Source organism: Noviherbaspirillum pedocola, from assembly GCF_016632335.1.
Lineage (GTDB): Bacteria > Pseudomonadota > Gammaproteobacteria > Burkholderiales > Burkholderiaceae_D > Noviherbaspirillum_A > Noviherbaspirillum_A pedocola.
Window position 1 is genome coordinate 650,524 of the sequence record NZ_JAEPBG010000001.1, and the last position, 23,400, is coordinate 673,923.

The 23,400-nt window shown below is 64.4% G+C and carries 20 protein-coding genes; 6 read left to right on the top strand and 14 right to left on the bottom strand.

Annotated elements, in window-relative coordinates:
- Window positions 1–213 precede the first annotated feature (213 nt).
- From JJB74_RS02910 to JJB74_RS02920, 3 genes are read left to right on the top strand one after another with little or no spacing between them, the layout of a single operon-like run.
- The gene (locus JJB74_RS02910; protein WP_234483635.1) at window positions 214–939 is read left to right on the top strand and encodes an ABC transporter substrate-binding protein; all 726 of its coding nucleotides are present in this window, start codon (window positions 214–216) and stop codon (window positions 937–939) included.
- 12 nt (window positions 940–951) lie between these two features.
- The gene (locus JJB74_RS02915; protein ID WP_200590301.1) at window positions 952–3,891 is read left to right on the top strand and encodes a hybrid sensor histidine kinase/response regulator; all 2,940 of its coding nucleotides are present in this window, start codon (window positions 952–954) and stop codon (window positions 3,889–3,891) included.
- Window position 3,892: 1 nt separating this feature from the next.
- Window positions 3,893–4,258, top strand: coding sequence for a response regulator (locus JJB74_RS02920; protein ID WP_200590302.1), 366 nt, complete (start codon window positions 3,893–3,895; stop codon window positions 4,256–4,258).
- Between the two features lie 40 nt (window positions 4,259–4,298).
- Here JJB74_RS02920 and JJB74_RS02925 read toward each other — a convergent pair whose 3' ends face one another.
- Both JJB74_RS02925 and JJB74_RS33875 read right to left on the bottom strand, forming a co-directional pair.
- Window positions 4,299–4,745 (bottom strand): hypothetical protein, encoded by a 447-nt coding sequence (locus JJB74_RS02925; protein WP_200590303.1) that lies wholly within the window; start codon window positions 4,743–4,745, stop codon window positions 4,299–4,301.
- Window positions 4,746–4,755: 10 nt separating this feature from the next.
- Window positions 4,756–6,318 carry a YihY/virulence factor BrkB family protein gene (locus JJB74_RS33875; RefSeq protein ID WP_325170078.1) on the bottom strand — a complete coding sequence of 521 codons (1,563 nt, stop codon included), beginning with the start codon at window positions 6,316–6,318 and terminating at the stop codon, window positions 4,756–4,758.
- Between the two features lie 124 nt (window positions 6,319–6,442).
- On the opposite strand from JJB74_RS33875, the gene JJB74_RS02935 reads away from it, so the two are divergent.
- Complete coding sequence (locus JJB74_RS02935) at window positions 6,443–6,853, top strand: hypothetical protein (protein ID WP_200590304.1); 411 nt, start codon at window positions 6,443–6,445, stop codon at window positions 6,851–6,853.
- A 105-nt stretch (window positions 6,854–6,958) separates the two neighbouring features.
- Window positions 6,959–7,174: a hypothetical protein gene (locus JJB74_RS02940; RefSeq protein ID WP_200590305.1), complete on the top strand. Its 216-nt coding sequence runs from the start codon at window positions 6,959–6,961 to the stop codon at window positions 7,172–7,174.
- A 75-nt stretch (window positions 7,175–7,249) separates the two neighbouring features.
- Here JJB74_RS02940 and JJB74_RS02945 read toward each other — a convergent pair whose 3' ends face one another.
- From JJB74_RS02945 to JJB74_RS02970, 6 genes are all read right to left on the bottom strand, one after another.
- Window positions 7,250–9,232: a PhoX family protein gene (locus JJB74_RS02945; protein ID WP_200590306.1), complete on the bottom strand. Its 1,983-nt coding sequence runs from the start codon at window positions 9,230–9,232 to the stop codon at window positions 7,250–7,252.
- 204 nt (window positions 9,233–9,436) lie between these two features.
- Window positions 9,437–10,201 (bottom strand): enoyl-CoA hydratase, encoded by a 765-nt coding sequence (locus JJB74_RS02950; protein WP_200590307.1) that lies wholly within the window; start codon window positions 10,199–10,201, stop codon window positions 9,437–9,439.
- 83 nt (window positions 10,202–10,284) lie between these two features.
- A complete protein-coding gene (locus JJB74_RS02955) occupies window positions 10,285–11,481 on the bottom strand; it encodes an acetyl-CoA C-acyltransferase (protein ID WP_200590308.1) in 1,197 nt (398 codons plus the stop codon).
- Window positions 11,482–11,500: 19 nt separating this feature from the next.
- On the bottom strand, window positions 11,501–13,888 hold the full coding sequence (locus JJB74_RS02960) for a 3-hydroxyacyl-CoA dehydrogenase NAD-binding domain-containing protein (RefSeq protein ID WP_200590309.1): 2,388 nt from the start codon (window positions 13,886–13,888) through the stop codon (window positions 11,501–11,503).
- Window positions 13,889–13,995: 107 nt separating this feature from the next.
- Complete coding sequence (locus tag JJB74_RS02965; protein WP_200590310.1) at window positions 13,996–15,786, bottom strand: acyl-CoA dehydrogenase C-terminal domain-containing protein; 1,791 nt, start codon at window positions 15,784–15,786, stop codon at window positions 13,996–13,998.
- A 31-nt stretch (window positions 15,787–15,817) separates the two neighbouring features.
- A complete protein-coding gene (locus JJB74_RS02970) occupies window positions 15,818–16,477 on the bottom strand; it encodes a TetR/AcrR family transcriptional regulator (RefSeq protein WP_200590749.1) in 660 nt (219 codons plus the stop codon).
- 228 nt (window positions 16,478–16,705) lie between these two features.
- On the opposite strand from JJB74_RS02970, the gene JJB74_RS02975 reads away from it, so the two are divergent.
- A complete protein-coding gene (locus JJB74_RS02975; protein ID WP_200590311.1) occupies window positions 16,706–17,503 on the top strand; it encodes a hypothetical protein in 798 nt (265 codons plus the stop codon).
- A 25-nt stretch (window positions 17,504–17,528) separates the two neighbouring features.
- Here JJB74_RS02975 and JJB74_RS02980 read toward each other — a convergent pair whose 3' ends face one another.
- From JJB74_RS02980 to JJB74_RS03005, 6 genes are all read right to left on the bottom strand, one after another.
- Window positions 17,529–17,909, bottom strand: coding sequence for an RNA-binding S4 domain-containing protein (locus JJB74_RS02980; protein WP_200590312.1), 381 nt, complete (start codon window positions 17,907–17,909; stop codon window positions 17,529–17,531).
- A 54-nt stretch (window positions 17,910–17,963) separates the two neighbouring features.
- A complete protein-coding gene (gene clsB / locus JJB74_RS02985; protein WP_200590313.1) occupies window positions 17,964–19,130 on the bottom strand; it encodes a cardiolipin synthase ClsB in 1,167 nt (388 codons plus the stop codon).
- Between the two features lie 15 nt (window positions 19,131–19,145).
- Window positions 19,146–19,940, bottom strand: coding sequence for an endonuclease/exonuclease/phosphatase family protein (locus JJB74_RS02990; protein WP_200590314.1), 795 nt, complete (start codon window positions 19,938–19,940; stop codon window positions 19,146–19,148).
- The gene (gene nudB / locus JJB74_RS02995) at window positions 19,937–20,425 is read right to left on the bottom strand and encodes a dihydroneopterin triphosphate diphosphatase (RefSeq protein WP_200590315.1); all 489 of its coding nucleotides are present in this window, start codon (window positions 20,423–20,425) and stop codon (window positions 19,937–19,939) included. Before nudB ends, JJB74_RS02990 begins: the two co-directional genes overlap by 4 nt.
- A gap of 146 nt (window positions 20,426–20,571) precedes the next feature.
- Window positions 20,572–22,362 carry an acyl-CoA dehydrogenase gene (locus tag JJB74_RS03000; protein WP_200590316.1) on the bottom strand — a complete coding sequence of 597 codons (1,791 nt, stop codon included), beginning with the start codon at window positions 22,360–22,362 and terminating at the stop codon, window positions 20,572–20,574.
- An 81-nt stretch (window positions 22,363–22,443) separates the two neighbouring features.
- Window positions 22,444–23,373: an electron transfer flavoprotein subunit alpha/FixB family protein gene (locus JJB74_RS03005; RefSeq protein WP_200590317.1), complete on the bottom strand. Its 930-nt coding sequence runs from the start codon at window positions 23,371–23,373 to the stop codon at window positions 22,444–22,446.
- Window positions 23,374–23,400: the final 27 nt, after the last annotated feature.

Sequence of the window (23,400 nt, forward strand, 5' to 3'; positions counted from 1 at the left end):
TAAAAGGCGGTATATTTCCACCAGAAAACATTCCTTCGATCATTTGTTCGGATAACGCTAGCTCTACAATACGCCCGCCACGCATCCGCCATCCGCATGCCTCCATTGCCCACCATGAATCATTTGCTGCACTCTTGCCGATTAGCGCTAGCCCTGTTTGTTGCCGCAGCGGCGAGCGCATCGCATGCGGCGCCGCAATCCACATCGGTGGCCATGCCCACACGCCTGGAGCGGGTCGCGGCAGCGGGCGAACTGCGGGTCTGCATCTGGCCGCAGTATTACAGCGTTACCTACCGCAACCCGAAAACGCGCCTGCTTTCGGGCATCGACATCGATATCGCCAATGAACTGGCGCGCGAACTCGGCGTCACGGTGCGCTTTGTCGACAGTTCCTTCGTGCAATTCATCGACAAGCTCAACACCGACGCATGCGACATCGCGATGCATGCGATCGGCATCAGCCCGGAGCGGCAGACGCGGGTGCAATTCACCCGTCCTTACCTGCGCAGCGATTTCTACGCAATTACCAGCAAGAGTTCGAGCATCCATACCTGGTCCGACCTGGACCAGCCAGGCCGGGTGATCGCAGTGCTGCAGGGAACGGTGATGGAACCGGTGCTGCGGCAGCGTCTGCAGCACGCCACCATGCTCCTGGTGCAACCGCCGCGCAGCCATGCGCAAGAAGTGGAATCGGGCCGGGCCGATGCCTTCATCACCGATTTTCCATTCAGCCGGCGCATGCTCGATCTGACCGACTGGGCACGCCTGATCGCGCCGCCCCAGCCGTTTCATCCGACCGACTATGCGTACGCGCTTGCGCGCGGCGACCGCTCGCTGCTTGAACGTGTCGACGCCTTTGTCGCCGCCATACGCAAGGATGGACGGCTGCGCCGTTTCGCCCAAGCGCATCGTCTGGAAGACATCGTCCTGGCTGACTGAGACCGCAACGCGATGAAGCGACGATTCTTTCTTGCCGACCTGCTCCGGCGCCGCGGACGATTCGCCCTGGTGACCATCGGCGCGCTGTGCGCCATGGCCATCTTTTTCGGCACGCAATTCCTGCTTACACGCGACCGCGACGCGGCGCTGCATACCGAGAGCGAGCGCAGCAAGCTGCTGTCGAGCATGCTGGAGAGCCATATCAGCCGCACCATCGGCAGCGTCGACAACAGCCTGGACGCGATAGGCGGCATGCTGTTGCGCAGCAGCGGACAGCCCGGCCGCACGCTGGCCAGCGCCGAATTTCAGGCCCAGCTCGACGCCGTGATGTCGGGCGCGACTTACCTGCGCTCGATATCGGTATTGGACAGCGCCGGCAATGTCGTCGCCAGCTCCACGGCGTCGAATGTTGGCCTGCATTTCTCCAACAGCCAGCTTGGGCTCGAGCAAGTGCTGGACAACATGGTCCAGATCGGTCGCCCGGTGTTTGCGCATGATTTGAATGATCTCGACGCCCGCACCGATGCCGGCACGCTGCGCGAACGCGGTGTCTATGCGCTGCCGCTTGCCAGGCAATTGCGTATTGGCGCAACGAGTCTGACGCTGTTGGCGCTGCTGCATCCGCCTTATCTGTTTCCCGAAGCGCGCAGCGCCTCCGGTTTGGGCCGCAACTACGCGGCGCTGTTTGACTACCAGGGCACAGCGCTGGCTGCGACGCCGAATGCGCCTTATACGGTGGGCCAGCGTTATGCGCGCCTGCCGATGATTGCCGCACTCAAGCGCGACGCCGAATTCGGCGCCTTCCGACTCGAACCCGGCGCTGCGCCAGGCAACGGCGCGCACCGCATCAGCTTCCAGGCCAGCCCGCGCTTTCCGCTGGCCGCCATGGTTGGTGTATCCGAAGACGACATCCTCTCCGCATGGGAAGGCGGCGCGCGCAACCTGCGCTTCATCGGCGTCGTCGCCGCCGTGTTCGGACTGGCCTATACCGCATTGCTGCACTGGGTAATGCGTTCCAATGAAAAGACCGGCGAGCAATTGCGTCAGGCGAAGGAAACCGCGGAACGGGCGAATGCGGCCAAAAGCGTGTTCCTGTCGACGATGAGCCATGAGATCCGCACGCCGATGAATGGCGTGCTCGGCATGACGGCGCTGCTACGCGACAGCGCGCTCGACGCCAGGCAGCAGGAATATGCGCGCACCATCGAGGAATCGGCTGGCGCGCTCATGGCCATCATCAACGACATCCTCGACTTCTCGAAAATCGAAGCCGGGCGGATGGACCTTGCGCCCTCGCCGACCGCGCTGCTGCCGCTGGCCGAGTCCTGCATCGAGCTGTTGTTCGGCAAGGCCAGCGCGCGCGGCCTCGATCTGATCGCGCATATCGACCCGGCGCTGCCCGCCTCGGTGCTGGTCGACGGCGGCAGGCTGCGCCAGATCATCCTCAATCTTCTGGATAACGCCATCAAGTTCACCGACGCGGGATCAGTCACGTTGCGCGTGGCGCGCGCGGCGCCGCTGCCGCAGGACGAGGGCCGCGCGCGTATTGTTTTCGAAGTCATCGACACCGGCATCGGCATCGCGCCGCAGGCGCTGCCACGGCTGTTCCAGCCCTTCACCCAGGCCGACAGTTCGGTGACGCGCCGCTATGGCGGCACCGGCCTGGGGCTGTCGATCTGCAAGTATCTGCTGAACATGATGGGTTCGACGATCAGCGTGGAAAGCGCGCTGGGCCGCGGCTCGAGCTTCCGCTTCGAGCTGCGTCTGCGCGAGCTGGAAGCGGCGACGCATGCGCCAACGCTGCCCGGCGCTTCAGCGCTGATCATGACCGCGCAGACGCGGCAGACAGCAATGCTCATCGATTGCCTGCGCCACTGGGGCATGCATGCCGCGCCCGCGGCGAGCGCAGAGCAGGCGTGCGCGGTGCTCGCTGCCCTGCCCGATGTCTCGCCCGGATCGCATCCGCTGGCGCTGCTCGACAGCGCGCTGCCGCAGCTTGATGCGCTGGCGCAAAGACTGCGGCAGGCATGCCCCAACCTGCGTCTGCTGCTGCTGACGCGCAATGGCGAAGCGCAGGAAAGCATGCGCGGCGACAGCTTCCACGCCTTGCTGCCGATGCCGATCCGGCAGGCGCAACTGCTGGATGCACTGCGTTTCGTCCAGGAGCGCGGTGAACTGGGCCAGCCGACGCAGAGCGAGCAACGTGTCGATGAAATCGCGCCCACTGGCGCCGGGAAGCGGCCCATCCTGCTGGTCGAAGACAACCCGATCAATCGCAAGCTCGCGGTGTATCAGCTCGAACGCCTCGGCTTGCGCGCCGATGTGGCCGAAGACGGCGCCCAGGCGCTCGCCGCCCTCGCCGCGCATGACTATGCGCTGATATTGATGGATTGCCAGATGCCGGTCATGGATGGCTTCGAGACCACCCGCCGCATCCGCGACATCGAACGCAGCATCGAGCGGCGCTTGCCGATCATTGCGATGACGGCCAATGCGATGGAGGGCGACAGGGAGCGCTGTCTTGCGGCCGGCATGGACGATTATCTTGCCAAGCCGGTGCGCTCCGATGCGCTTGCGGCAATGCTGCAGCGCTATCTGCCGCCGACGCTTGAAGCGCCGCCAGTGCTGGATAGTGAACGCCTGCAGGAACTGTTTGGCGACGATGCCGAGATGCGACGCAGCCTGCTGCGCGGGTTCTGCAACGGCACGCTGCCGATGCTGCATCAGCTCGGCGCCGCGCTTGCGGACGACGATGGTGACGAAGCCGAGCGCATTGCGCATCAGCTCGCTGGCTCCAGCGGCAACCTGGGCGCGCGTGAAATCGAAATGCTGACGAAATCCCTGCGCCTGGCGCTGCGCAATGGCGATATCGACGCGGCACGGCAAAGCCATGCGGCGCTGGAAGCGGCATGGCAGCGTTTCGAGCACCATCTGCAACAGGAAGCCTGCTGAAATGGCTGTGCTCATCATCGATGACGACCCGCTCAATCTGACGCTGATGTCCTATCTGCTACGCACAGTCGAGCCGGCGCCAGCGCTCGAGTTCGCCGATCCGCTGGCGGCGCTCGCATGGTGCGCAGCGCAGGCGCCGGACCTGGTGCTCATCGATCAATGGATGCCCGGACTCTGCGGCCTGGAATTCATCGAACGATTGCGGCAACTGCCGCAAGGCGCGAATGTCCCGGTGCTGCTGATCAGCGCCGACGTGGACGCAGCCTTGCGCGGCAAGGGCGAAAGCCTCGGCGTCGCGGACTTCCTGAGCAAGCCGATTGTGAAAGCTGAACTGCTGGAGAAAGTACAGAAACTGCTGCGGCGTTGAGTCGCCGCATCGCATCGCTCGGGCTGACAGGCAAAGCCCATTACGCCGCTTCGCGCGTCCCATGATTGCAAGCCGCATCGCTTGCGCCTGGCATATCGGCAAGCCGGATCGCCGTGATCGCGCCGGAATAGCGGCGCGCGAACTCCACCAGCGGCACGGTATTGGGCACCGCATCACCTTCGGCCAGGATCAGCACGCCATGCGCATCGGCGGCAAGCAGCAGCACCGGCAGCAGCGTCTCGCGCAGCCCCGGTCCCTGCCTGCCGCGCAGCCAGGCAATCAACGGGAACACCTGCTTGTGCAGACGGCAGGCCTTGCACAGGCGCGACGTCGACTCGAAACCGAACAGCCCCGCGATGCGCATCATCGCCTCGGGGCTGTAGAAGGCCGCTGCATGAACCGGCGGCAATGGCAGCGGCTTCCTGTGCATCGCGCACAGCCGCTGCAGTATCCAGTAGAAGTCGTTCCGGCTGACCTGTTTGACCATGGCGGCGACCTCAGGCCGCCTTCGGCACGGCAGCCTCATCGTTGCGCGCGGGAATCGCGGCATCGGGCCGCATCGGCGGCGGCGCATGGCGATGGGTGTAGACCCAGGTGAACTCCGCGCCGAGCAGGAAGATCTGCGCCGAGTAATACACCCAGACCAGCAGCACCACCAGCGAACCGGCCGCGCCGAAGCCGGAAGCCACGCCGCTCTTGCCGATGTACAGGCCGATGAGGAACTTGCCGATCGTGAACAGCAGCGCGGTGGACGCAGCGCCCAGCCACACGTCGTGCCAGCTCATCTTCACGCGCGGCATGAACTTGTAGATCATCGCGAACATCACTGTGGCCACACCGAAGGACACGGCGATGTTCAGCACCTGCAGCACGACTTCCCAGCCGCCGAGCAAGCCGCCCCACCAGCGGCCAAGCGCAGCCAGCGCCGCGCTGAGCACCAGCGACACCATCGACAGAAAGCCCAGGCCCAGGATGAGGCCAAAGGACAGGATGCGGGTGCGGATCAGGGTCCAGATGCCACTTTCATTCGGCGCGGCCGGTGCGCGCCAGATGCGGTCCAGCGAAGACTGCAGCTCGGCGAAGACCGCGGTCGAACCGATCAATAGCGTGATCACGCCGAGCACAGTGGCGATGATGCTGCCGCCGCCGGGCCGGTTCGCCGACTTCAGCAGACCCTCGACCGCGGTCGCCCCCTCGGTGCCCATCAGGCCGCCGAGCTGCTGCACGATCTCGCCGCGCGCCGCATCCTGGCCGAAGATCAGGCCGGCCACCGCGATCACGATCACCAGCATCGGCGCCAGCGAAAACAGCGTGTAGTAGGACAGCGCCGCGCCCATGCTCGGCGCATAGTCGTCGCTCCATGCGGAAAGCGTGGTCTTGATCAGATACCAGGCGCGCTTGAAGAGCGAACCTGATGGCATAGGCTGAAAGGCGAGTTGCGGTTCTGCAGCGGCGGCTGGCGCTGTGCTTGCAATTGCAGCACCGGTCGCCTGCGCCTTTGCCGCTGCCACGCCGGTCGGCGCGGTGACGGGATCGGTATCCTCGGGCGCCGGCACCGGGTCGACCTGCGCCTGCGCGGCCTTGAATGCGGCAAAGGCATTGCCCAACGCCACCACCGACTTGCCCAGATCCATCAGTTGCCGCGTGGTGCCCTTCGCGTTGCGCTTGTCCTTCGCATCGGCCCGGGCACGTTTCGCGGCCCGGCTCTTTCCCATGGGGAGAGGCAAGCCGAGCAGACGCCGCTGTGCGGGAGCTTGCGGCAGAACGGCAGCCCTCGCTTGCTCCTCCATGCGCTGTGCCGGCAATGGCTTGCGCGCCAGCGCATGCGCCGCGGCTTTCGGTGAGGCGATCGCTGCGCGTTGCCGCAATGCGGGCTTGAGCTTGCGCCGCGCACTGAGAAAACCCAGGGCCGCCGCGCCAAGCACTGCGCCGGCCACGGTTGTCGGTGACTTGGCCACCGCGCCGATGCGTTCCATCATGGGCTGGTCCTGCTGCGGCTCGGCGCTATCGCGGTCCTGTTCGCGCAGCGCGCCGCGCGGCATGTCGACGATCTTGTTCATGAGCATTCCCATAGACATGTTTAGCCGGCGATACCGGCCATCACTTGCAAGCAGAATACTTCGCCCCCAGATTGAAGACCGTACGCGGGCGCACATAGCCGCGTCGTTCCTTTCAGGAGTATCAATGAAACGCTACCTCGGAATTTTTCTGCTGATGCTGTCCACGCTCATGGTGATTGCGCCGAATGCCGATGCGCGCCGCCTGGGCGGCGGCGGCTCCTTCGGCCGGCAGTCGAGCCGGATCGCACCGCCGCCGGCGCCGATGCGCCAGGCGCAGCCCATGCCCCAGCCCGCGCCGCGCTATGCGCCGGGCGGGTATGCGCCGGCGCCGCAAACGCCGCCGCAATACGCGAACCGCTCCGGCATGGGCGGCATGCTCGGTGGCGCGCTGCTCGGCCTGGGCCTCGGCTCGATGCTGGGCCATGGCGCGGCCAGCGGCATGCCGATGGAAGGCGGCGGCGGTGGCGGCGGGTTTCTGACGATCATCATCGTCGGCGCAATCGCCTGGCTGCTGTATCAGCGCTTCCGGCGCTAAACCTTGCGATCGTACGGGGCGACTGCAGGCGTCCCGTACGCGCTCAAGAACTGTTTCCCGCGCGCGGCGTCTATCCAAGCATTCACCAACCACGAGGCCACGCGCATGCAAGTCAGAATCAGCCATCAACAGTCCGACGGCTCCACACGCGAGCTGGGCACCCGCGAACTCGACCATATGCCGCCGATCGGCGAGCCGTTTCCGATGGACGAGCACACCTACTACATCTGCAAGGCCTTCTTCGGTCCCGACGCCAGTGGCCAATATCTGCTGGTGCTGGAAGGCGATGCGCAGCGCAGCGAGCGGCCCATTCCCGGCTGATGCGTCCTCCAATGAAAAGCCCGGCTCCGCATTGCGAAGCCGGGCCTTGTTGCGTTTGGCGAAACGCGCCGGAACTTACTTCAGCATCGGCATGCCAGTGATATAGCCAACCGCCGCGCCGAAGCGGTTACGGTAATTCGCATTGATGAGCGGCTCCAGCGTTTTGTACACCACGGCATGGAGCCCGCCGGTGACATTGCCGGCGCTGTCGCGATTGAGTTCCCAGTCGCCGGCATGCTGGAAGTTGCTCATGATGTAGGTGTATCCATTCACATCATCGACCGCATGCAGGCCGGTCGATTCCGCGCCCGCCGGGCAGGACAGGATGCGCGACAGCACGCCGGTATCGACGTTATAGGCCCACAGGAAATTGTTGACGTGGGTATTGCTGTCCTCGCCGATGAAGAGCGTGCGCAGCTTTTCCGAGAACTTCAGATTGTCCGGCGTGGCGATCTTTTCCGGATTCGCATAATTGCCCAGCGCATCCTGCTGCTTCAGCTTGCCGCCGCCGAAGTCTTCGGACACCAGCGCCGGCACCGCCGCCATGTTCACCGGCACCCAGGCGCTGGCAATGGCCACGCCGCCGGTGTCCACCTGGTCGCCGCGCAATTGCTGCATGTAGACCGCGCCCGAATACGGGCCCTGCACCCGCACGTCGCCGGAACCGTCGAGCATGCTCGACTCGATGCGCGACATCGCAATGTAGGCGACCTTGTCCTTCGCATTGACGGTCGTGCCTTCCCACTTGGTGAAGCCCATGCTGCCGCCGATGCAGGCGGCATAGCGGTGCGTCTCCAGGAAGGCGGCTGCCTTTTCCATGCCGGGCCGGATGCGGATCCAGTTGAACTTGCCGCCAAACGGAATCTTCCTGAAGCTGGCGTCATTCGGATCGCTGGTCTTCACTTCCATGATGTCCGCGCCCTCGATGCCGCTGTCGATGAGCGCCTTGATCTCGGCGCTGGTCGCATGGCCGAGACGGATCCAGGACAGCGTTGCAGCGCCAGGGCCCACGCCCGAGGTCTGATGCCACTTGCCGACATACAGCGTGCCGCTGGACAAATCGCGCGCGCGGTCGGCGACGAACAGGAAGGCGCCGCCGTTGGTGGCATCGTCGCCCATGAGCACCGTGCGCTGGTCCGGCATCACCTGCACCAGCTCATGCGAGATGCGACCCAGGCAGTAATGCTTGCGGATGTTACCGGTGCCGTCCGGATTGACCGTCACTTCCGGCAGATGGCCGTAGTTGTACGGATTAGCGCGGCTCGCATCGCCGTACAGATTGCGGCTGAAGCCGGCAAGCTGCGCATTCGAAGCGAGCATCGCATCCGGTTCATATTCTTCGCTGGACAGATGGGTATTCCACGGCGACAGGCTCGCGCCGCAGGTAATCCACAAGCCGCCAACGCCGCTGGTATCGACGTTGTGGTACTTGACCAGGGACAGCTTGCCGGTATGCGGGTCCTGGTCGAGCGTCAGCACGGCGATGGGCGATGGCAGCAGGCCATACATCGATGTGCCGGCGGCATTGCGGCTGGTGTATTCGAACTGGACCACGGCGAACACCGTGTTGCCGCGCACGCCGGGCACGGTGGCATGCGGCAGCGTCAGCAGCGACATGCCGTCCGGGCTGTCCGAGAAGAACTGATGCAGATCGTTGGACGTGGTATCGCGGATCGGCTGATTGTGGATGTCGTAATAGCCGCCCGCCACCATGTAGCCGCCCTTGCCGTCCGGGACCTGCGCGCCGGTGATGAAGAAGGGCTCATAGCGCAGCGCGTATTGCTGCGTGCTGCCGTCATGAAAGGTCGCGGTGAGATGGGAGCCGACGGTGGTGGTGGCCATCGCGTTCGGATCAGCCAGCGTGGGCGCGGGCATGCCAGTGAACGACACATGCTTGACGTTCAGATTCTTCCGGGGTGCGGCGTAGGGTGCGGCATGGGCGGCGCCGCTGGCAGACAGCAGCGAGCCGGCAAGGCCGCCGCCGGCCAGCGGCAGCAAGGGCACGCCGGAAAGCGCTTTCAGAAGACGGCGACGGCCAGGGAGGTGAGATGTGGTCATGGACTGTCCTTTCTTGTCGTTTGTGGATGCGAAAGCTGCGGCAGAGGCAATGCGCAGAAACCGCGACAGATTAAGGACAGGAAATGACAGCGTGATTACGAAACTGACGACATGCTGACCGCGCCCGATGCGGCGAGCGGCGCGGCACAGGCTTGATCAGCCACTGTGCGCAAACGCTGCGCTCGCCATCAGGCAACCAGGCAATCACGCAAACCGGCTGAAGTCCGGCTTGCGCTTTTCAAAGAAGGCAGTGAAGGCTTCCTTCGCTTCCGGCGCATTCAGCATGCGCCGGAACTGCGCGCCCTCGTCGGCCATCTGCGTCGATACCGCATCGCGCTGCGCCGCCTTCATCAAGCGCTTGGTCTCACGCAGCGAGGACGCCGGAAGCGCCGCCAGCTTGGCCGCCTGCGCGCGGGCGAATGCGTGCAATTCCTCATTGCCCACCACCCGGTTCACCAGGCCGAAGGCTTGCGCTTCCTGCGCCGAAAACGGCTCGCCCAGCATCAGCTTCTCGGCCGCGCGCTGGTGGCCCGCCAGCAGCGGCAGCAACAGGCTTGATCCGAATTCCGGGCACAGGCCGAGCTGCACGAAGGGCAGCGAGAGCTTTGCGTTCTCGGAGGCATACACCAGGTCGCAATGCAGCAGCATCGTGGTGCCGATGCCGATCGCAGCGCCGCCGACCACGGCCACCACCGGCTTGCTCGCATGGCGCAACGCTTCCATGAAGCGGAATACCGGGCTGCTCTCCCCTGCCGGCGGCTGCTTCATGAAGTCCTCGAGATCGTTGCCGGCAGTGAAGATGCCGCCGGCGCCCGAGAACAGGATGACCCGCACCGCGGCATCCTTTTCCGCGGACTCCAGCGCATCGGCCATTGCGGCATACATCGCCGCGGTGATCGCGTTCTTCTTTTCAGGGCGATTGAATTCGATGCTGCAGATGCCCCCTTCGACGTGGCTTGCGATATCCATGCTTGTTTCCTGTTGTTGGTAGCGGGAATGAATAAGGGCCGCAGGACGAAAGGTCGCGCGGCCCCGGTATGGCGATGTGTTGCTTAAACCCTTTCGATGATGCCGGCCGCGCCCATGCCGGTGCCGACGCACATCGTCACCATGCCGTACTTCAGGTTGCGGCGGCGCAGCGCATGCACCACGGTAGCGGCGCGGATCGCGCCGGTGGCGCCAAGCGGATGGCCGAGCGCGATTGCGCCGCCCATCGGGTTGACCTTGGCCGGATCCAGGCCCAGGTCGCGGATCACTGCCAGCGCCTGCGCGGCGAAGGCTTCGTTCAGCTCGAACCAGTCGATCGCATCCTGCGTGATGCCGGCCGCGCGCAGCGCTGCGGGTATCGCTTCCTTCGGACCGATGCCCATGATTTCCGGCGGCACGCCGCGCACGGCGAAGGAGGCAAAGCGTGCCAGCGGCGTCAGGTTGAACTGCTTCAGGATTCTTTCGCTGACCAGGATCAGCGCGCCGGCGCCGTCCGAGGTCTGCGAGCTGTTGCCGGCGGTGACCGTGCCCTTCGCGGCAAACACCGGCTTCAGTTTCGCCAGCGCCTCGATGGTCGAATCGGCGCGCGGACCTTCATCCAGCGTCGCGGTGCGGGTCCTGATCTGGACTTCGCCGCTGGCCAGGTTGGGCACGCGTTCGATGATTTCCACCGGCGTGATCTCGTCATTGAATTCACCGGCCTGCTGGGCTGCGATCGCGCGGCGGTGGGATTCGAGCGAGAACGCATCCTGGTCTTCGCGCGACACCTTCCATTGCTGCGCGACCTTTTCTGCGGTCAGGCCCATGCCATAGGCCATGCCGATGTTCTCGTCCTTGAAGATGCCCATGTTCATCGAAGGATGGTGGCCCATCATCGGCACCATGGACATCGACTCGGCGCCGGCGGCAATCATCACATCGGCCTGGCCGACGCGGATGCGGTCGGCGGCCATCGCCAGCGCGGTCACGCCCGAGGCGCAATACCGGTTCACGGTCACGCCGCCCACCGTCTTCGGCAAGCCCGCGAGCAATACCGCCATGCGCGCCATGTTCAGGCCCTGCTCGGCTTCCGGGAATGAGCAGCCGACGATGGCGTCTTCGATCAATGCCGGGTCCAGGTTCGGCACCTGGGCCACGGCGGACTGGATTGCGCGCACCAGCAAGTCGTCCGGGCGCACGTTCTTGAACATGCCGCGCGGCGCCTTGCCGATCGGGGTGCGGGTCGCGGCGACGATGTAGGCGTCCTGCAGTTGTTGTGCCATTTTTTTCTCTCCTGAGAACTTAATTGCGCACCGGCTTGCCGGTCTGCACCATGCCCATGATCCGTTCCTGGGTCTTTGGATTGCCGAGCAGCTCGACAAAGGCTTTGCGTTCGAGGTCCAGCAGCCATTGCTCGTTGACGAGGCTGCCGGCATCGACGTCGCCGCCGCAGACGATTTCCGCAATCATCAATCCGAGCTTGTAGTCATGGGCCGAGATGAAGCCGCCGTCGCGCATGTTGATCAGTTGCGCGCCTATGGTGGCGATGCCGTAGCGGCCGACCACCGGGACCGGCGCCGCCAGCGGCGGACGATAGCCCGCGTCGAACATGGCGCGCGCTTGGCTCCTGGCCACGTGCAGCAGCTCGTACGGGTTGAAGACGATCACATCGTCCTGCGACAGGTAGCCCATCTTCCGGGCCTCATGCGCCGACTTGGACACCGTGGCAGTGGCCGCGGCCATGAAGCCGTTCTTCAGGAACTGCAGGATGTCGTTGCCCTGCGCCGCCTGCGCCGCGCGCACCGCGATTTCCTTCAGGCCGCCGCCGGCCGGCACCAGACCGACACCGACTTCAACCAGGCCGACATAGCTTTCCAGCGCGACCACACGCCGCGCCGCATGCAGCATCAGCTCGCAGCCGCCGCCCAGCGCCAGGCCCGCAACCGCGGCCACCACCGGCACCTGCGCATATTTCAGGCGCTGGTGTGCCGCCTGCAGCCGCGCCACTTCGGGACCGATCGCCTTGGCGCCGCCGGACATGAAGACCGGCATCATCGCCTGCAGATCGGCGCCGGCCGAGAACGCGCCGCCGGCAGCGGCATCGCTGTTCCAGATCACCAGGCCCTGGTAATTGCGCTCGGCTTCATCGACCGCGCGCGTAATGCCATCGATCACGCCCGGCCCGATCACATGCATCTTGGTCTTCAGCGACAGCACCAGCACGTCGTCGCCGCCATGCCAGATGCGCACCGAGTCATCCTCGAACACCGTCTCGCCAGCCTTGGCACCTTCCGGCGCGGCTTCACCGAGCACCGGCGCGCGGAAGGCCTGGCGCGCATACACCGGCAGCGTCGAGCGCGGCACATAGGCATTCTTCTTCGGCGACCAGGAACCTGCGGGCGTGTGCACGCCGTCGCGGCCATCGAAGACCCAGGCCGGCAGCGGCGCCTTCGACAGCGCGCGTCCGGCCTCGATGTCTTCCTGCACCCATTGCGCGATCTGCTTCCAGCCCGCGGCCTGCCAGCTCTCGAACGGTCCCATGTTCCAGCCGAAGCCCCAGCGCAGCGCCAGATCGACATCGCGCGCATTGTTGGCGACGGACTCCAGATGCAGCGCGATGTAATGGAAGGCATCGCGGAAGATGGCCCACAGGAACTGCGCCTGCGGATTGGTGGAATCGTGCAGCGCCTTCATGCGCTTGGCCGCATCCTTTTCCTTCAGCACGCGCGCAACGAAATCGTCGGCCTTCGCGCCGCCGGCCACGTAGCCGCCGGAAGCCGGATCGACGCGCTGGATATCGCGGCCGACCTTCTTGTAAAAGCCCGCGCCGGCTTTCTGGCCGAGCGCGCCGGCTTCGATCAGCTTCGCCAGCAGCGGCGGCGTTGCATAGACCTCATAGAAGGGATCGTCCTTCAGGTTGTCCTGCATGGTTTTGATCACATGGCCCATCGTATCCAGGCCAACCACGTCCGCGGTGCGGAAGGTGCCGGACTTGGCGCGACCCAGACGTGCGCCGGTGAGATCGTCGACCACGTCCACCGACAGACCAAACTTTTCCGCTTCCTTCATCGTGGCCAGCATGCCGAAGATGCCGACGCGGTTGGCGATGAAGTTCGGCGTATCGAAGGCGCGCACCACGCCCTTGCCGAGCGTGGTGGTGAGGAAGGCTTCGAGGCGGTCCAGGATCTCGGGCTGCGTTGCCGGCGTCGGGATCAGTTCGACCAGGTGCATGTAGCGCGGCGGATTGAAGAAGTGCACGCCGCAAAAGCGCGATTTCAGCTCGGCGGCAAATCCTTCGGACAGCGCCGTGATCGACAGGCCGGAAGTGTTCGACGCAAAGATCGCGTTCGCACCGATATGCGGCGCGACCTTCGCATACAGGTCATGCTTCCAGTCCATGCGCTCGGCAATGGCTTCGATGACGAGATCGCATTCGGCGAGCTGCGCCAGGTTTTCCTCATAGTTGGCCGGCGTGATCAGCGCGGCCAGATCCTTGTCGGCCAGCGGTGCCGGCGACAGCTTCTTCAGGTTCTCGATGGCGCGCAGCGCGATGCCGTTCTTCGGGCCTTCCTTGGCAGGCAGGTCGAACAGCAGCACCGGCACGCGGGCATTCACGCAATGGGCGGCGATCTGCGCGCCCATCACGCCAGCGCCGAGCACGGCGACTTTCTTCACGATGAAATTGGACATGGTGATTTCCGGGGATGATGTTTCGGGCAAACGTAGGGTGGGCGCAGCCCACGCGGCTTCATTGATCAACCGCAGGCCGCGTGGGTTTCACCCACCCTACATGGGACTTAGATCAAGTCCGCATCCAGCGCCATCAGGCTGGACGAACCGGCGCGCGCCTGGCGGATCAGCATCGCGGTCTCGGGCAGCAGCTTGGCGAAGTAGAAGCGCGCCGTGCCAAGCTTGGACTTGTAGAAGCTGTCGCCGGAATCCTGCTTGTCCAGCGCGATCTTCGCCATGCGGGCAAAGAAGTAGGCAAAGACGAGATGACCGACCACGCGCAGGTAAGGCACGGCGGCCGCACCGACTTCGTCCTGGTTCTGGAAGGCCTTCATGCCGATTTCCATCGTCAGCTTGGTGACCTTCTCGCCGAGATCGGCCAGCGGGCCGACGAACTCGGCCATGCGCTCATCCAGACCATGCTCTTCGACGAAAGCCTGCACCTGCTTGCCGAAGACCTTCAGCTTGGCGCCGTTGTCCATCAGCACCTTGCGGCCCAGCAGGTCCAGCGACTGGATAGTGTTGGTGCCTTCGTAAATCATGTTGATGCGCGCGTCGCGCACATACTGCTCCATGCCCCATTCCGAGATGTAGCCATGGCCGCCGTAGACCTGCAGCGCTTCGGAGGTGGCGATCCAGCCGTTGTCGGTGAGGAATGCCTTGATGATCGGCGTGAGCAGCGCGACCTGGTCGGCCGCTTCACGGCGCACCGCTTCATCCGGATGATTCAGCTCGCGGTCGATCAGCATCGCGGTGTAGTAGCTGAACGCGCGGCCGCCTTCGGCATAGGCCTTCGCAGTGAGCAGCATGCGGCGCACGTCCGGATGCACGATGATCGGGTCGGCCGCCTTGTCCGGCGCCTTCACGCCGGACAGGCTGCGCATCTGCAGACGGTCCTTTGCATAGACCAGCGCATTCTGGAATGCGACTTCGGTCAGGCCCAGCGACTGCATGCCCACGCCGAGGCGCGCTGCGTTCATCATCACGAACATGGCATTCAGGCCCTTGTTCGGCTCGCCGATGAGCCAGCCGGTCGCGCCGTCGAGATTCATCTGGCAGGTGGCGTTGCCGTGAATGCCCATCTTTTCTTCGATCGCGCCGCAGTAGATGCGGTTGCGCTCGCCCGGCTTGCCGTTCGCGTCCGGGATGAACTTCGGCACCAGGAACAGCGAGATGCCGCGGGTGCCGGCGGGCGCGTCCGGCAGGCGCGCCAACACCAGGTGCACGATGTTCTCGACCATGTCGTGCTCGCCGGCCGAGATGAAGATCTTGCCGCCGGTGAGGCTGTAGGAGCCATCGGCTTGCGGCTCGGCCTTGGTGCGCAACAGGCCCAGGTCAGTGCCGCAATGCGCTTCGGTCAGGCACATGGTGCCGGTCCATACGCCCGAGGCCAGCTTCGGCAGGTACATCGCCTTCAGCTCGGGCGTGCCATGCGCATGCAGCGCTTCATAAGCGCCGTGCGACAGGCCCGGATACATGGTCCATGCCTGGTTCGCCGAATTCAGCATTTCATAGAAGGCATTGTTCAGCACCACCGGCAAGCCCTGGCCACCGTATTCCGGGTCACAGGACAGCGCCGGCCAGCCGGCTTCCACATATTGGCGGTAGGCCGAACGGAAGCCTTCGGGTGTCTTCACTTCATGCGTGGCGACGTCGAGCCTGCAGCCTTCGCGATCGCCGGAATGGTTCAGCGGGAACAGGATGTCCTGGGTGAACTTGCTGCCCTCTTCGAGCACCTGGTTGATGATGTCGGCATCGACTTCGGCGTGCGGCGGCAGCTGCTTCAATTCCTGGTCCACCTGCAGCAGCTCGTGCAGCACGAACTGCATGTCGCGCAGGGGTGCGATGTATTGGGGCATGGTCTTCTCCTGGATATTCCGGCTGGTTGTTCTACTCGGTGCCGACAGGTTTTCTGCCGGACGTCTTCACATGCTTCGCATTCTTCGCATCGCCTTCAAGCCCATCGGCGCGATAGCTTTGCAGCAGCCGCTCGAAACCGAGTCGCGCGCGCTCCACGCTGCCGGGCCGCTTGATGAAGCGGGCATCGTGGTGCAGCGCCAAAATCAGGCCATACATCTCGTAGACGAGCTGCTGCGGATCGGCGTCGGCGCGGAGGTGTCCCATCTCCACGGCCTGCACCACGCAGCGGTACAAGGCGTCCTGCCAGGCCTTGACCATGCCGACGAGTTCCTCGCGGATCGCGCCGGGACGGTCGTCATACTCGACCGCGCCGCTGATATAGATGCAGCCCGAGGCAATCTCCACCGTCACCCGCTTCACCCATCCGGCGAACATGGCCTCCAGACGCGGCAATCCGCGCGGCTCCTTCATCGCCGGATAGAACACTTCCTGCTCGAAGTGATGGTGGTACAGCTTCAACACTTCGATCTGCAAATCCTCGCGAGAACCGAAATGGGCGAACACGCCGGACTTGCTCATGTTCATCTTGTCGGCCAGCAGGCCGATGGTCAGGCCTTCGAGGCCGTCGCGGCTGGCAAGCCCGAGAGCAACGTCGAGAATGGCGGCGCGGGTCATTTCACCCTTGCGCATGAATTTGGGTGTCGTGTCAGTCATGTTGGAACGAGGAAGTCGGGTGATGAGGTTCCGTGCGCGAACTGAATGCGAACGTTCGTACTATTATGCACGGGAATTCGAAAGTCAAACCTGGTCCTAGAGTAGCAGCTCTAGGGATGCCTCGGCGCAATTGTCTGGCTACAATCGCCGCACGGCGGCGTTCCGCCACAATCCACGCAGCACAATGCCAGGGGGAAAATCGTCATGCGCATCCGGGTCGCGAAGCTGCTGGTGCTGCTATGGAGCCTGTGCCTGTTCGGGGTGGCGCAGGCAAACACGACGATACGGGTGCTGGAGACTTATCCTTCAGGCCCGAGCATCAGCCTGCCGAACAATTGGAATTTCCACCTGCGCCTGGCTTATGCGACCGACGTGCCGGTCGGCATCTGGATCCAGCCTTTCTTTCAGGGAAAGCGGGTGCCGGATGCCGGTACCAGTCCCTCCGCGCAATATGCGGGCGAAGGCGAAGCAGTGGCCTGGTTCTTCTTCATGAGGCCGGGAGAGGAAGTCGACGAAATCCGCATCACTGCCGGCGACGGCCGCAAGAACCCGGTCGTGGCGACCTACCGCGTTCATGTCGTCGGAACAGGGTCGAGCGCGGCAGCGGAAACGTCCCCTGCATGGGTAAGCGCAGCCAGTGCGCGTGTGGCCGCCGCTGAAAAACAGGCAATGGATGCGAGCATGCGCGAGCCGGTCGGCATTGTAACGAGGCTGCTGATATTCGCCCTCGGCTTGACCATGCTTGCACTGGGTCTCTCGGGATTGGCACTGCCACTGTGGCTGTGCTGGCGCTGGCGCGGCGGCTGGCGCTTCGCTGCCGCGATGCCGGTCGCATTGATGTCTTTCGCAGTACTACGCTTCGAGATCGAAGTCACGCGCGATCCGACTTCACACAATTTATGGCCGCTGGAACTGCTGCTGTTCGCGCTGTGCAGCCTGGCCATCAGCGCGGCCCTGCTGATTGCCCGCAAACTGACGGGCAAGCCAATCCGCTCGAATTGAAACCGTCGTTTGCCCGGTGGGGAAATCAGCCCTGCGAACGGCTCAGCACGCGCCGGTCGCGCTTGGTCGGACGGCCGCGGATCGTTTCGCCGGGCTCGCGGAAATAGCGGCGCTGTTCGGCGGCTTCTTCGCGTCGCTTTACGCTGTCTTCCGTTTCGCGGTAGAGCTGTTGCGCCTCTGGCGCGCCACGGCGCACCTCGGACAAGCCTTCGACCACGACTTCCCATTCGGTGGCGCCGTTGTCGATGTCGAGCTTGTCGCCAAGCTTCACGCCGCGCGCCGGCTTGATGCGCTCGCCGTTGAGCTTGACCTTGCCGCCATCGACCGCGTCGGTGGCCATGGTGCGGGTCTTGAAGAAGCGCGCTGCCCACAACCATTTGTCGACGCGCACATTGTCCTGATTCATCGGTTTCGTATCCTGTTTATGCATGCTTCCCATATCGAGGGTTTGCGCCGGATTTCAACCATAGCGCCCCATCGTGATCATCTGCAGCACGCCGCGATACAGCAGGAACGCCATGCCATACCAGAAGCGGCGATACCAGGGCTGGCGGCCGAAGTCCTCGGCGCGCACGCGCACGGCGTCGCGGATGCCGTTGCCAATGTGCTCGCGCAGGGCGCAGGCAAATTCCTCGTCGCGGATCACGATGTTGGCTTCCTGGTTCACGAACAGCGAAAAGCCGTCGTAATTGCTCGAGCCCACCGTCGACCAATCCTTGTCTATCGTCGCGACCTTGCCGTGCAGCTGGGTGCGCTGGTATTCGTAGATCTTCACGCCGCTCTTGAGCAGCTTGGGGTAATACGAGCGCGCCACCGCGTCCTGGATCGGAAACTGGCCCACGCCGAGCAGCAGCGACACATCGACGCCGCGCTCGGCCGCGCGCGTCAGCGCCACGCGCAGCTTGCGGCCCGGCGCGAAATACGGATTGGCCAGCCAGGCGCTTTCGCGCGCATGGCCAAGCGCATGCAGCGTGGCGCGCTCGATCGTGCGGCGGTTGCGCAGGTTGTCGCGCACCACAAGCGCCGCATAGGAAGGCGCATCTTCTTCCTTTTCGACATGGCGGGTGCGCAGCCGCCGCAACTGTTCCAGCCGCGACTTGATGCGCAGATGGCCCACGCGCATCCATTGCGTGACGATCTCCCTTTGCACCGACTCGACCAGCGGCCCATCAATGCGCACCCCGAAATCCCAGCGCGGCGCCGGCAGCGGCGCGGCCGAATCATCGTCCGAGATCAGGTCGTCATTGATGTTCAAACCGCCGAGGAAAGCGGTCTTGCCGTCGATCACGCAGATCTTGCGATGGGTGCGCGCAAAGCCGCGCCGGAACCACGGATTGAAGCTGCGATGCGCCACGCCCGCGGCCTTGAAGATCGCATGCAGCTTTTCCGATTCGGCGCGGCCGGTGCCGACCCAATCGGTAATCACCTGCACCCGCACGCCACGGGCGGCGGCGCGTACCAGCGCCTCGCGCACCTCACTGCCGGTCGGATCGTCGGCAAAGATATAGGTCTCGAGGTGAATCTCGGACGCCGCGGCATCGCAGGCCTTGATCAGCTCCGGAAAGAATTCGGCGCCGCAATGCAGGAGCGCGAGGCGGTTATTGCCGGTAAAGGCGACCCGTTGCATGAAGACGCTGTCCGGTTACGCCAGTTCGAGGTCGGCCATGATCGGCGCATGGTCGGACAGCCTGCTCCACATCAGGCCATGCAGCACCTTGGCCGCATGCACCTTGAAACCGCGCACATAGATGCGATCGAGCTGCAGCACCGGCATGGCCGCCGGGAAGGTGCGCGCCGGCGTGAGCTTGGGACCGCGCCCGGAAAGCCGGCGCAGATAGGTGCCGAAGCTGCGGCTGGGCAGATTGTGGTCGAAGACCTCGACCACGCCGAGGCACTCGCGCAGCGTGTCGGATAGCTGGTTGTTCCAGTCATTGAAATCGCCGGCGATGATGACCGGCTCATCCGGCGGCGCGCTTTCCCGCACCGCCTCGATCAGCGCCTCGGTCTGGCGCCGGCGGCTGCGCGCGAACAGGCCGAGATGGATCACATAGCAATGCAGCCTCGCGCCATCGGCCTGCACCACGCAATGCAGGATGCCGCGCGATTCATACGCATGGTCCGACACGTCGCGGTTGTTCGACGATGCAATCGGGAAATTGCTGATCAGCGCATTGCCGTGGTGGCCATGGTCATAGACCGCATTCAGACCGTAGGCGGTATGACGCTCGGCTCCCGCCAGATATTCATGCTGGGCCTCGTCGGGCCACAGCGCCGCATGCTTGATTGCGTTCACGTCATGCCTGCCCTGCACTTCCTGCAGGAAGATCAGGTCTGCGTTCAGCGTCGACAGCGCTTGCTTGAGTGACTGGATCCGCGGCTTGCCGCCTATGGTCGAGACGCCCTTGTGGATGTTGTAGGTTGCAATACGCAGTTTCATGAAGTCGTTTCCGTCTGGTTCGCGCCGCCGGAAAGGGACGGCGCGACGCGCTGCGGCAATTGCAGGATCGCTTCCGCGTTCGATGGCGAAAAGCATCGATCCGCCGCTTCGCGCCAGGGCAGCCACATGAAATCGCGATGCTCGCGCGGCGCCAGCACCACCTCGGTGCCGCGCGGCACTTGCAGCGAAAACACATGCTCGGTGTTCTTCAACACGCCCGGCGCATAACGATGCCGCCACGTAGCGTAGATGTCGTAAACATTGGAAAGTTGCCAATCGCGAAGATGATCCGCCGCAACCTTGATGCCGGTCTCTTCCCACACCTCGCGCATGGCGGTTTCGATCAAGGGTTCATCGAGGCTGTCCTTGCTACCCGTCACCGATTGCCAGAAACCCGGGTTTTGCGCGCGCTCGATCAGCAGCACATCGAGTTCAGGAGTATGTATGACGACGAGGACCGATTCGGGAATCTTGTAGACAGGCATGGTTGGCGGCAGTCTTGGCAGGACAACCATTATGCCTGTTCGGGGCAATGCGGGCGCTGCGCCAGGCCAGCGGCGCCCGAGCATGTCCGGCGCCAAAAAAAAACGGCAAGCCCTAAAGCTTGCCGTCGATGGAGATGAGGAAGGGATCAGAACTGGTCTTCCGCCAGCGCCAGCACGCCCGCGCTGCCCGAGACGATCGCATCCCGGCTGCCCGGCGCCTGCGACAGGAAATGATCCGCGTAGAAGCGCGCGGTGCCGATCTTGGCCTGGTAGAACTTCGCGTCGCCCGAGCCTTCCTCCAGGCGCTTGCCCGCCGCCAGCGCCGCGCGCGCCATCTGCCAGCCGCCGAGCACCACACCGGCCATCTTCAGGTAAGGCACGCTGCCGGCGAAGACGCCCTTGATGTCGCTCTTCATGTTGCCGGCGACGAAATCGACCACGTCCTCCAGCGCGGAAGCCGCGTCGGCGAGGCGCTTGCGGATCGCGACGAAATCGTCCCCGGCCTGGCCTTCCAGCGCATCGACGGTGGCGCGTACCTGCGCCAGGATCGCCTTCGCAACGGCGCCGCCATCGCGCGCGGTCTTGCGGCCGACCAGGTCGTTGGCCTGGATCGCGGTCGTGCCTTCATAGATCGGCAGGATGCGGGCATCGCGGTAGTACTGCGCCGCGCCGGTCTCTTCGATGAAGCCCATACCGCCATGCACCTGCACGCCGGTAGAAGCCACATCGATGGACATTTCGGTCGACCAGCCCTTGACGATCGGCACCATGTATTCGTAGAAGGCCTGATTGGCACGCTGCGTCGCTTCATCCGTGGCATGGTGCGCGGCATCGTAGGCGGCAGCGGTGACGTAAGACAGCGCGCGCGCCGCCTCGGTCTGCGCGCGCATCGACATCAGCATGCGCCGCACATCCGGGTGATGGATGATGGCCACCGGCCCGGCGGATCCAGCCAGATCACGCGACTGGATGCGCTCGCGCGCATAGGCCACCGCCTTCTGATACGCGCGCTCGGCCACGGCCACGCCCTGCATGCCAACGGCGAAACGGGCGGCGTTCATCATGATGAACATGTATTCCAGGCCGCGGTTTTCCTCGCCGACCAGGGTGCCGATCGCGCCGCCATGGTCGCCGAACTGCAGCACCGCGGTCGGGCTGGCCTTGATGCCGAGCTTGTGCTCGATCGAGACGCAATGCACATCGTTGCGCGCGCCGAGCGAGCCGTCGGCATTGACCAGGAACTTCGGCACCACGAACAGCGAAATGCCCTTCACGCCCTCGGGCGCGTCCGGCGTGCGTGCCAGCACCAGATGGACGATGTTCTCGGCCATGTCGTGCTCGCCATAGGTGATGTAGATCTTGGTGCCGAACAGTTTGTAGCTGCCGTCGCCCTGCGGCACCGCGCGGGTGCGTACCAGCGCCAGGTCCGAGCCGGCCTGCGGCTCGGTCAGGTTCATCGTGCCGGTCCACTTGCCCGAGATCAGGTTGGCGAGGTAGGTCTCCTTCTGTTCATCGCTGCCCGCAGTCAGCAGCGCTTCGATCGCGCCATCGGTCAGCAGCGGGCACAGCGCGAAAGACAGGTTCGCCGAGTTCAGCATCTCGATGCAGGGCGTGGCCACCAGCTTCGGCAAGCCCTGGCCGCCGAATTCCGTCGGATGCTGCACGCCCTGCCAGCCGGCTTCGCCGAAGGCGCGGAAGGCGTCGGCAAATCCGGGCGTGGTCGTTACGCGGCCATCCTGCCAGCTGCTTGGCTGGCGGTCGCCGGTCACATTCAGCGGCGCGATGACTTCACCACAAAATTTCGCATTCTCTTCCAGCACCGCTTCCACGGTTTCCGGCGTGGCTTCCTCGCAGCCCGGCAGGGCATTGACGGCGGCGAGATCGGCCAGCTCGTTCACCACGAACAACATGTCCTTCAGGGGCGCGACATAGCTCATTGGAGTCTCCAAAAAAATCGGGCAGGTCACGCGGATGCCACGTTTCCTGCCCTGGTTCTCATCTTGTTATGGATGCTGCGCTTAGCCGAGTTCCTTGACCAGCTGCGGCACGATCTCGAACAGGTCGCCGGCGAGGCCATAGTCGGCCACCTGGAAGATCGGCGCTTCCGGATCCTTGTTGATGGCGACGATGGTCTTCGAATCCTTCATGCCGGCCAGATGCTGGATCGCGCCCGAGATGCCGACCGCGATGTACAGCTGCGGCGCCACGACCTTGCCGGTCTGGCCGACCTGCCAGTCGTTCGGCACGAAGCCCGCGTCCACCGCGGCGCGCGAGGCGCCCATGGCCGCGCCGAGACGGTCCGCCAGCGGCTCGAGCACCTTGAAGGCTTCGCCGGAGCCCATGCCGCGGCCGCCGGAGACGATGACTTTCGCCGCGGTCAGTTCCGGACGGTCCGACTTCGCCACTTCGCGCGACACGAAGCTCGACTTGCCGGCATCGCCTACCGCGGTGATGGTCTCGACCTGCGCCGAGCCGCCCTGCGCTGCGGCATCAAAGCCGGTGGTGCGGACGGTGATGACCTTCACCGGATCGGCCGATTGCACCGTGGCGATGGCGTTGCCGGCATAGATCGGACGCTCGAAGGTGTCCGGCGACACGACCTTGGTAATTTCGGAAATCTGCGCCACGTCCAGGCGGGCTGCCACGCGCGGCAGGATGTTCTTGCCGTAGGCGGTGGCCGGAGCCAGGATGTGGCTGTAGTTGCTGGCCAGCGCGAGCGCCTGCTCGGCGACGTTCTCGGCCAGGCCGTCGGCGAACTGCGCCGCGTCGGCCACCAGCACCTTGGCCACGCCGGCGATCTGCGCCGCGGCTTCTGCCACGGCGCCGACATTCTGTCCGGCGACCAGGATATGGACGTCACCGCCGCATTGCGCGGCCGCGGTGACGGTATTCAACGTGCTGCCCTTGAGGTGGGCATTGTCGTGTTCTGCGATAACAAGTGCGGCCATGATGTTTGTCTGCCTTTATTCGGTATC

Bases quoted from the DNA above. Each gene is read 5' to 3' on its own strand.
- JJB74_RS02910 (WP_234483635.1), top strand. From the start codon at position 214: ATGCCCACACGCCTGGAGCGGGTCGCGGCAGCGGGCGAACTGCGGGTC.
- JJB74_RS02915 (WP_200590301.1), top strand. From the start codon at position 952: ATGAAGCGACGATTCTTTCTTGCCGACCTGCTCCGGCGCCGCGGACGA.
- JJB74_RS02920 (WP_200590302.1), top strand. From the start codon at position 3,893: ATGGCTGTGCTCATCATCGATGACGACCCGCTCAATCTGACGCTGATG.
- JJB74_RS02925 (WP_200590303.1), bottom strand. From the start codon at position 4,745: ATGGTCAAACAGGTCAGCCGGAACGACTTCTACTGGATACTGCAGCGG.
- JJB74_RS33875 (WP_325170078.1), bottom strand. From the start codon at position 6,318: ATGAACAAGATCGTCGACATGCCGCGCGGCGCGCTGCGCGAACAGGAC.
- JJB74_RS02935 (WP_200590304.1), top strand. From the start codon at position 6,443: ATGAAACGCTACCTCGGAATTTTTCTGCTGATGCTGTCCACGCTCATG.
- JJB74_RS02940 (WP_200590305.1), top strand. From the start codon at position 6,959: ATGCAAGTCAGAATCAGCCATCAACAGTCCGACGGCTCCACACGCGAG.
- JJB74_RS02945 (WP_200590306.1), bottom strand. From the start codon at position 9,232: ATGACCACATCTCACCTCCCTGGCCGTCGCCGTCTTCTGAAAGCGCTT.
- JJB74_RS02950 (WP_200590307.1), bottom strand. From the start codon at position 10,201: ATGGATATCGCAAGCCACGTCGAAGGGGGCATCTGCAGCATCGAATTC.
- JJB74_RS02955 (WP_200590308.1), bottom strand. From the start codon at position 11,481: ATGGCACAACAACTGCAGGACGCCTACATCGTCGCCGCGACCCGCACC.
- JJB74_RS02960 (WP_200590309.1), bottom strand. From the start codon at position 13,888: ATGTCCAATTTCATCGTGAAGAAAGTCGCCGTGCTCGGCGCTGGCGTG.
- JJB74_RS02965 (WP_200590310.1), bottom strand. From the start codon at position 15,786: ATGCCCCAATACATCGCACCCCTGCGCGACATGCAGTTCGTGCTGCAC.
- JJB74_RS02970 (WP_200590749.1), bottom strand. From the start codon at position 16,477: ATGCGCAAGGGTGAAATGACCCGCGCCGCCATTCTCGACGTTGCTCTC.
- JJB74_RS02975 (WP_200590311.1), top strand. From the start codon at position 16,706: ATGCGCATCCGGGTCGCGAAGCTGCTGGTGCTGCTATGGAGCCTGTGC.
- JJB74_RS02980 (WP_200590312.1), bottom strand. From the start codon at position 17,909: ATGAATCAGGACAATGTGCGCGTCGACAAATGGTTGTGGGCAGCGCGC.
- clsB (WP_200590313.1), bottom strand. From the start codon at position 19,130: ATGCAACGGGTCGCCTTTACCGGCAATAACCGCCTCGCGCTCCTGCAT.
- JJB74_RS02990 (WP_200590314.1), bottom strand. From the start codon at position 19,940: ATGAAACTGCGTATTGCAACCTACAACATCCACAAGGGCGTCTCGACC.
- nudB (WP_200590315.1), bottom strand. From the start codon at position 20,425: ATGCCTGTCTACAAGATTCCCGAATCGGTCCTCGTCGTCATACATACT.
- JJB74_RS03000 (WP_200590316.1), bottom strand. From the start codon at position 22,362: ATGAGCTATGTCGCGCCCCTGAAGGACATGTTGTTCGTGGTGAACGAG.
- JJB74_RS03005 (WP_200590317.1), bottom strand. From the start codon at position 23,373: ATGGCCGCACTTGTTATCGCAGAACACGACAATGCCCACCTCAAGGGC.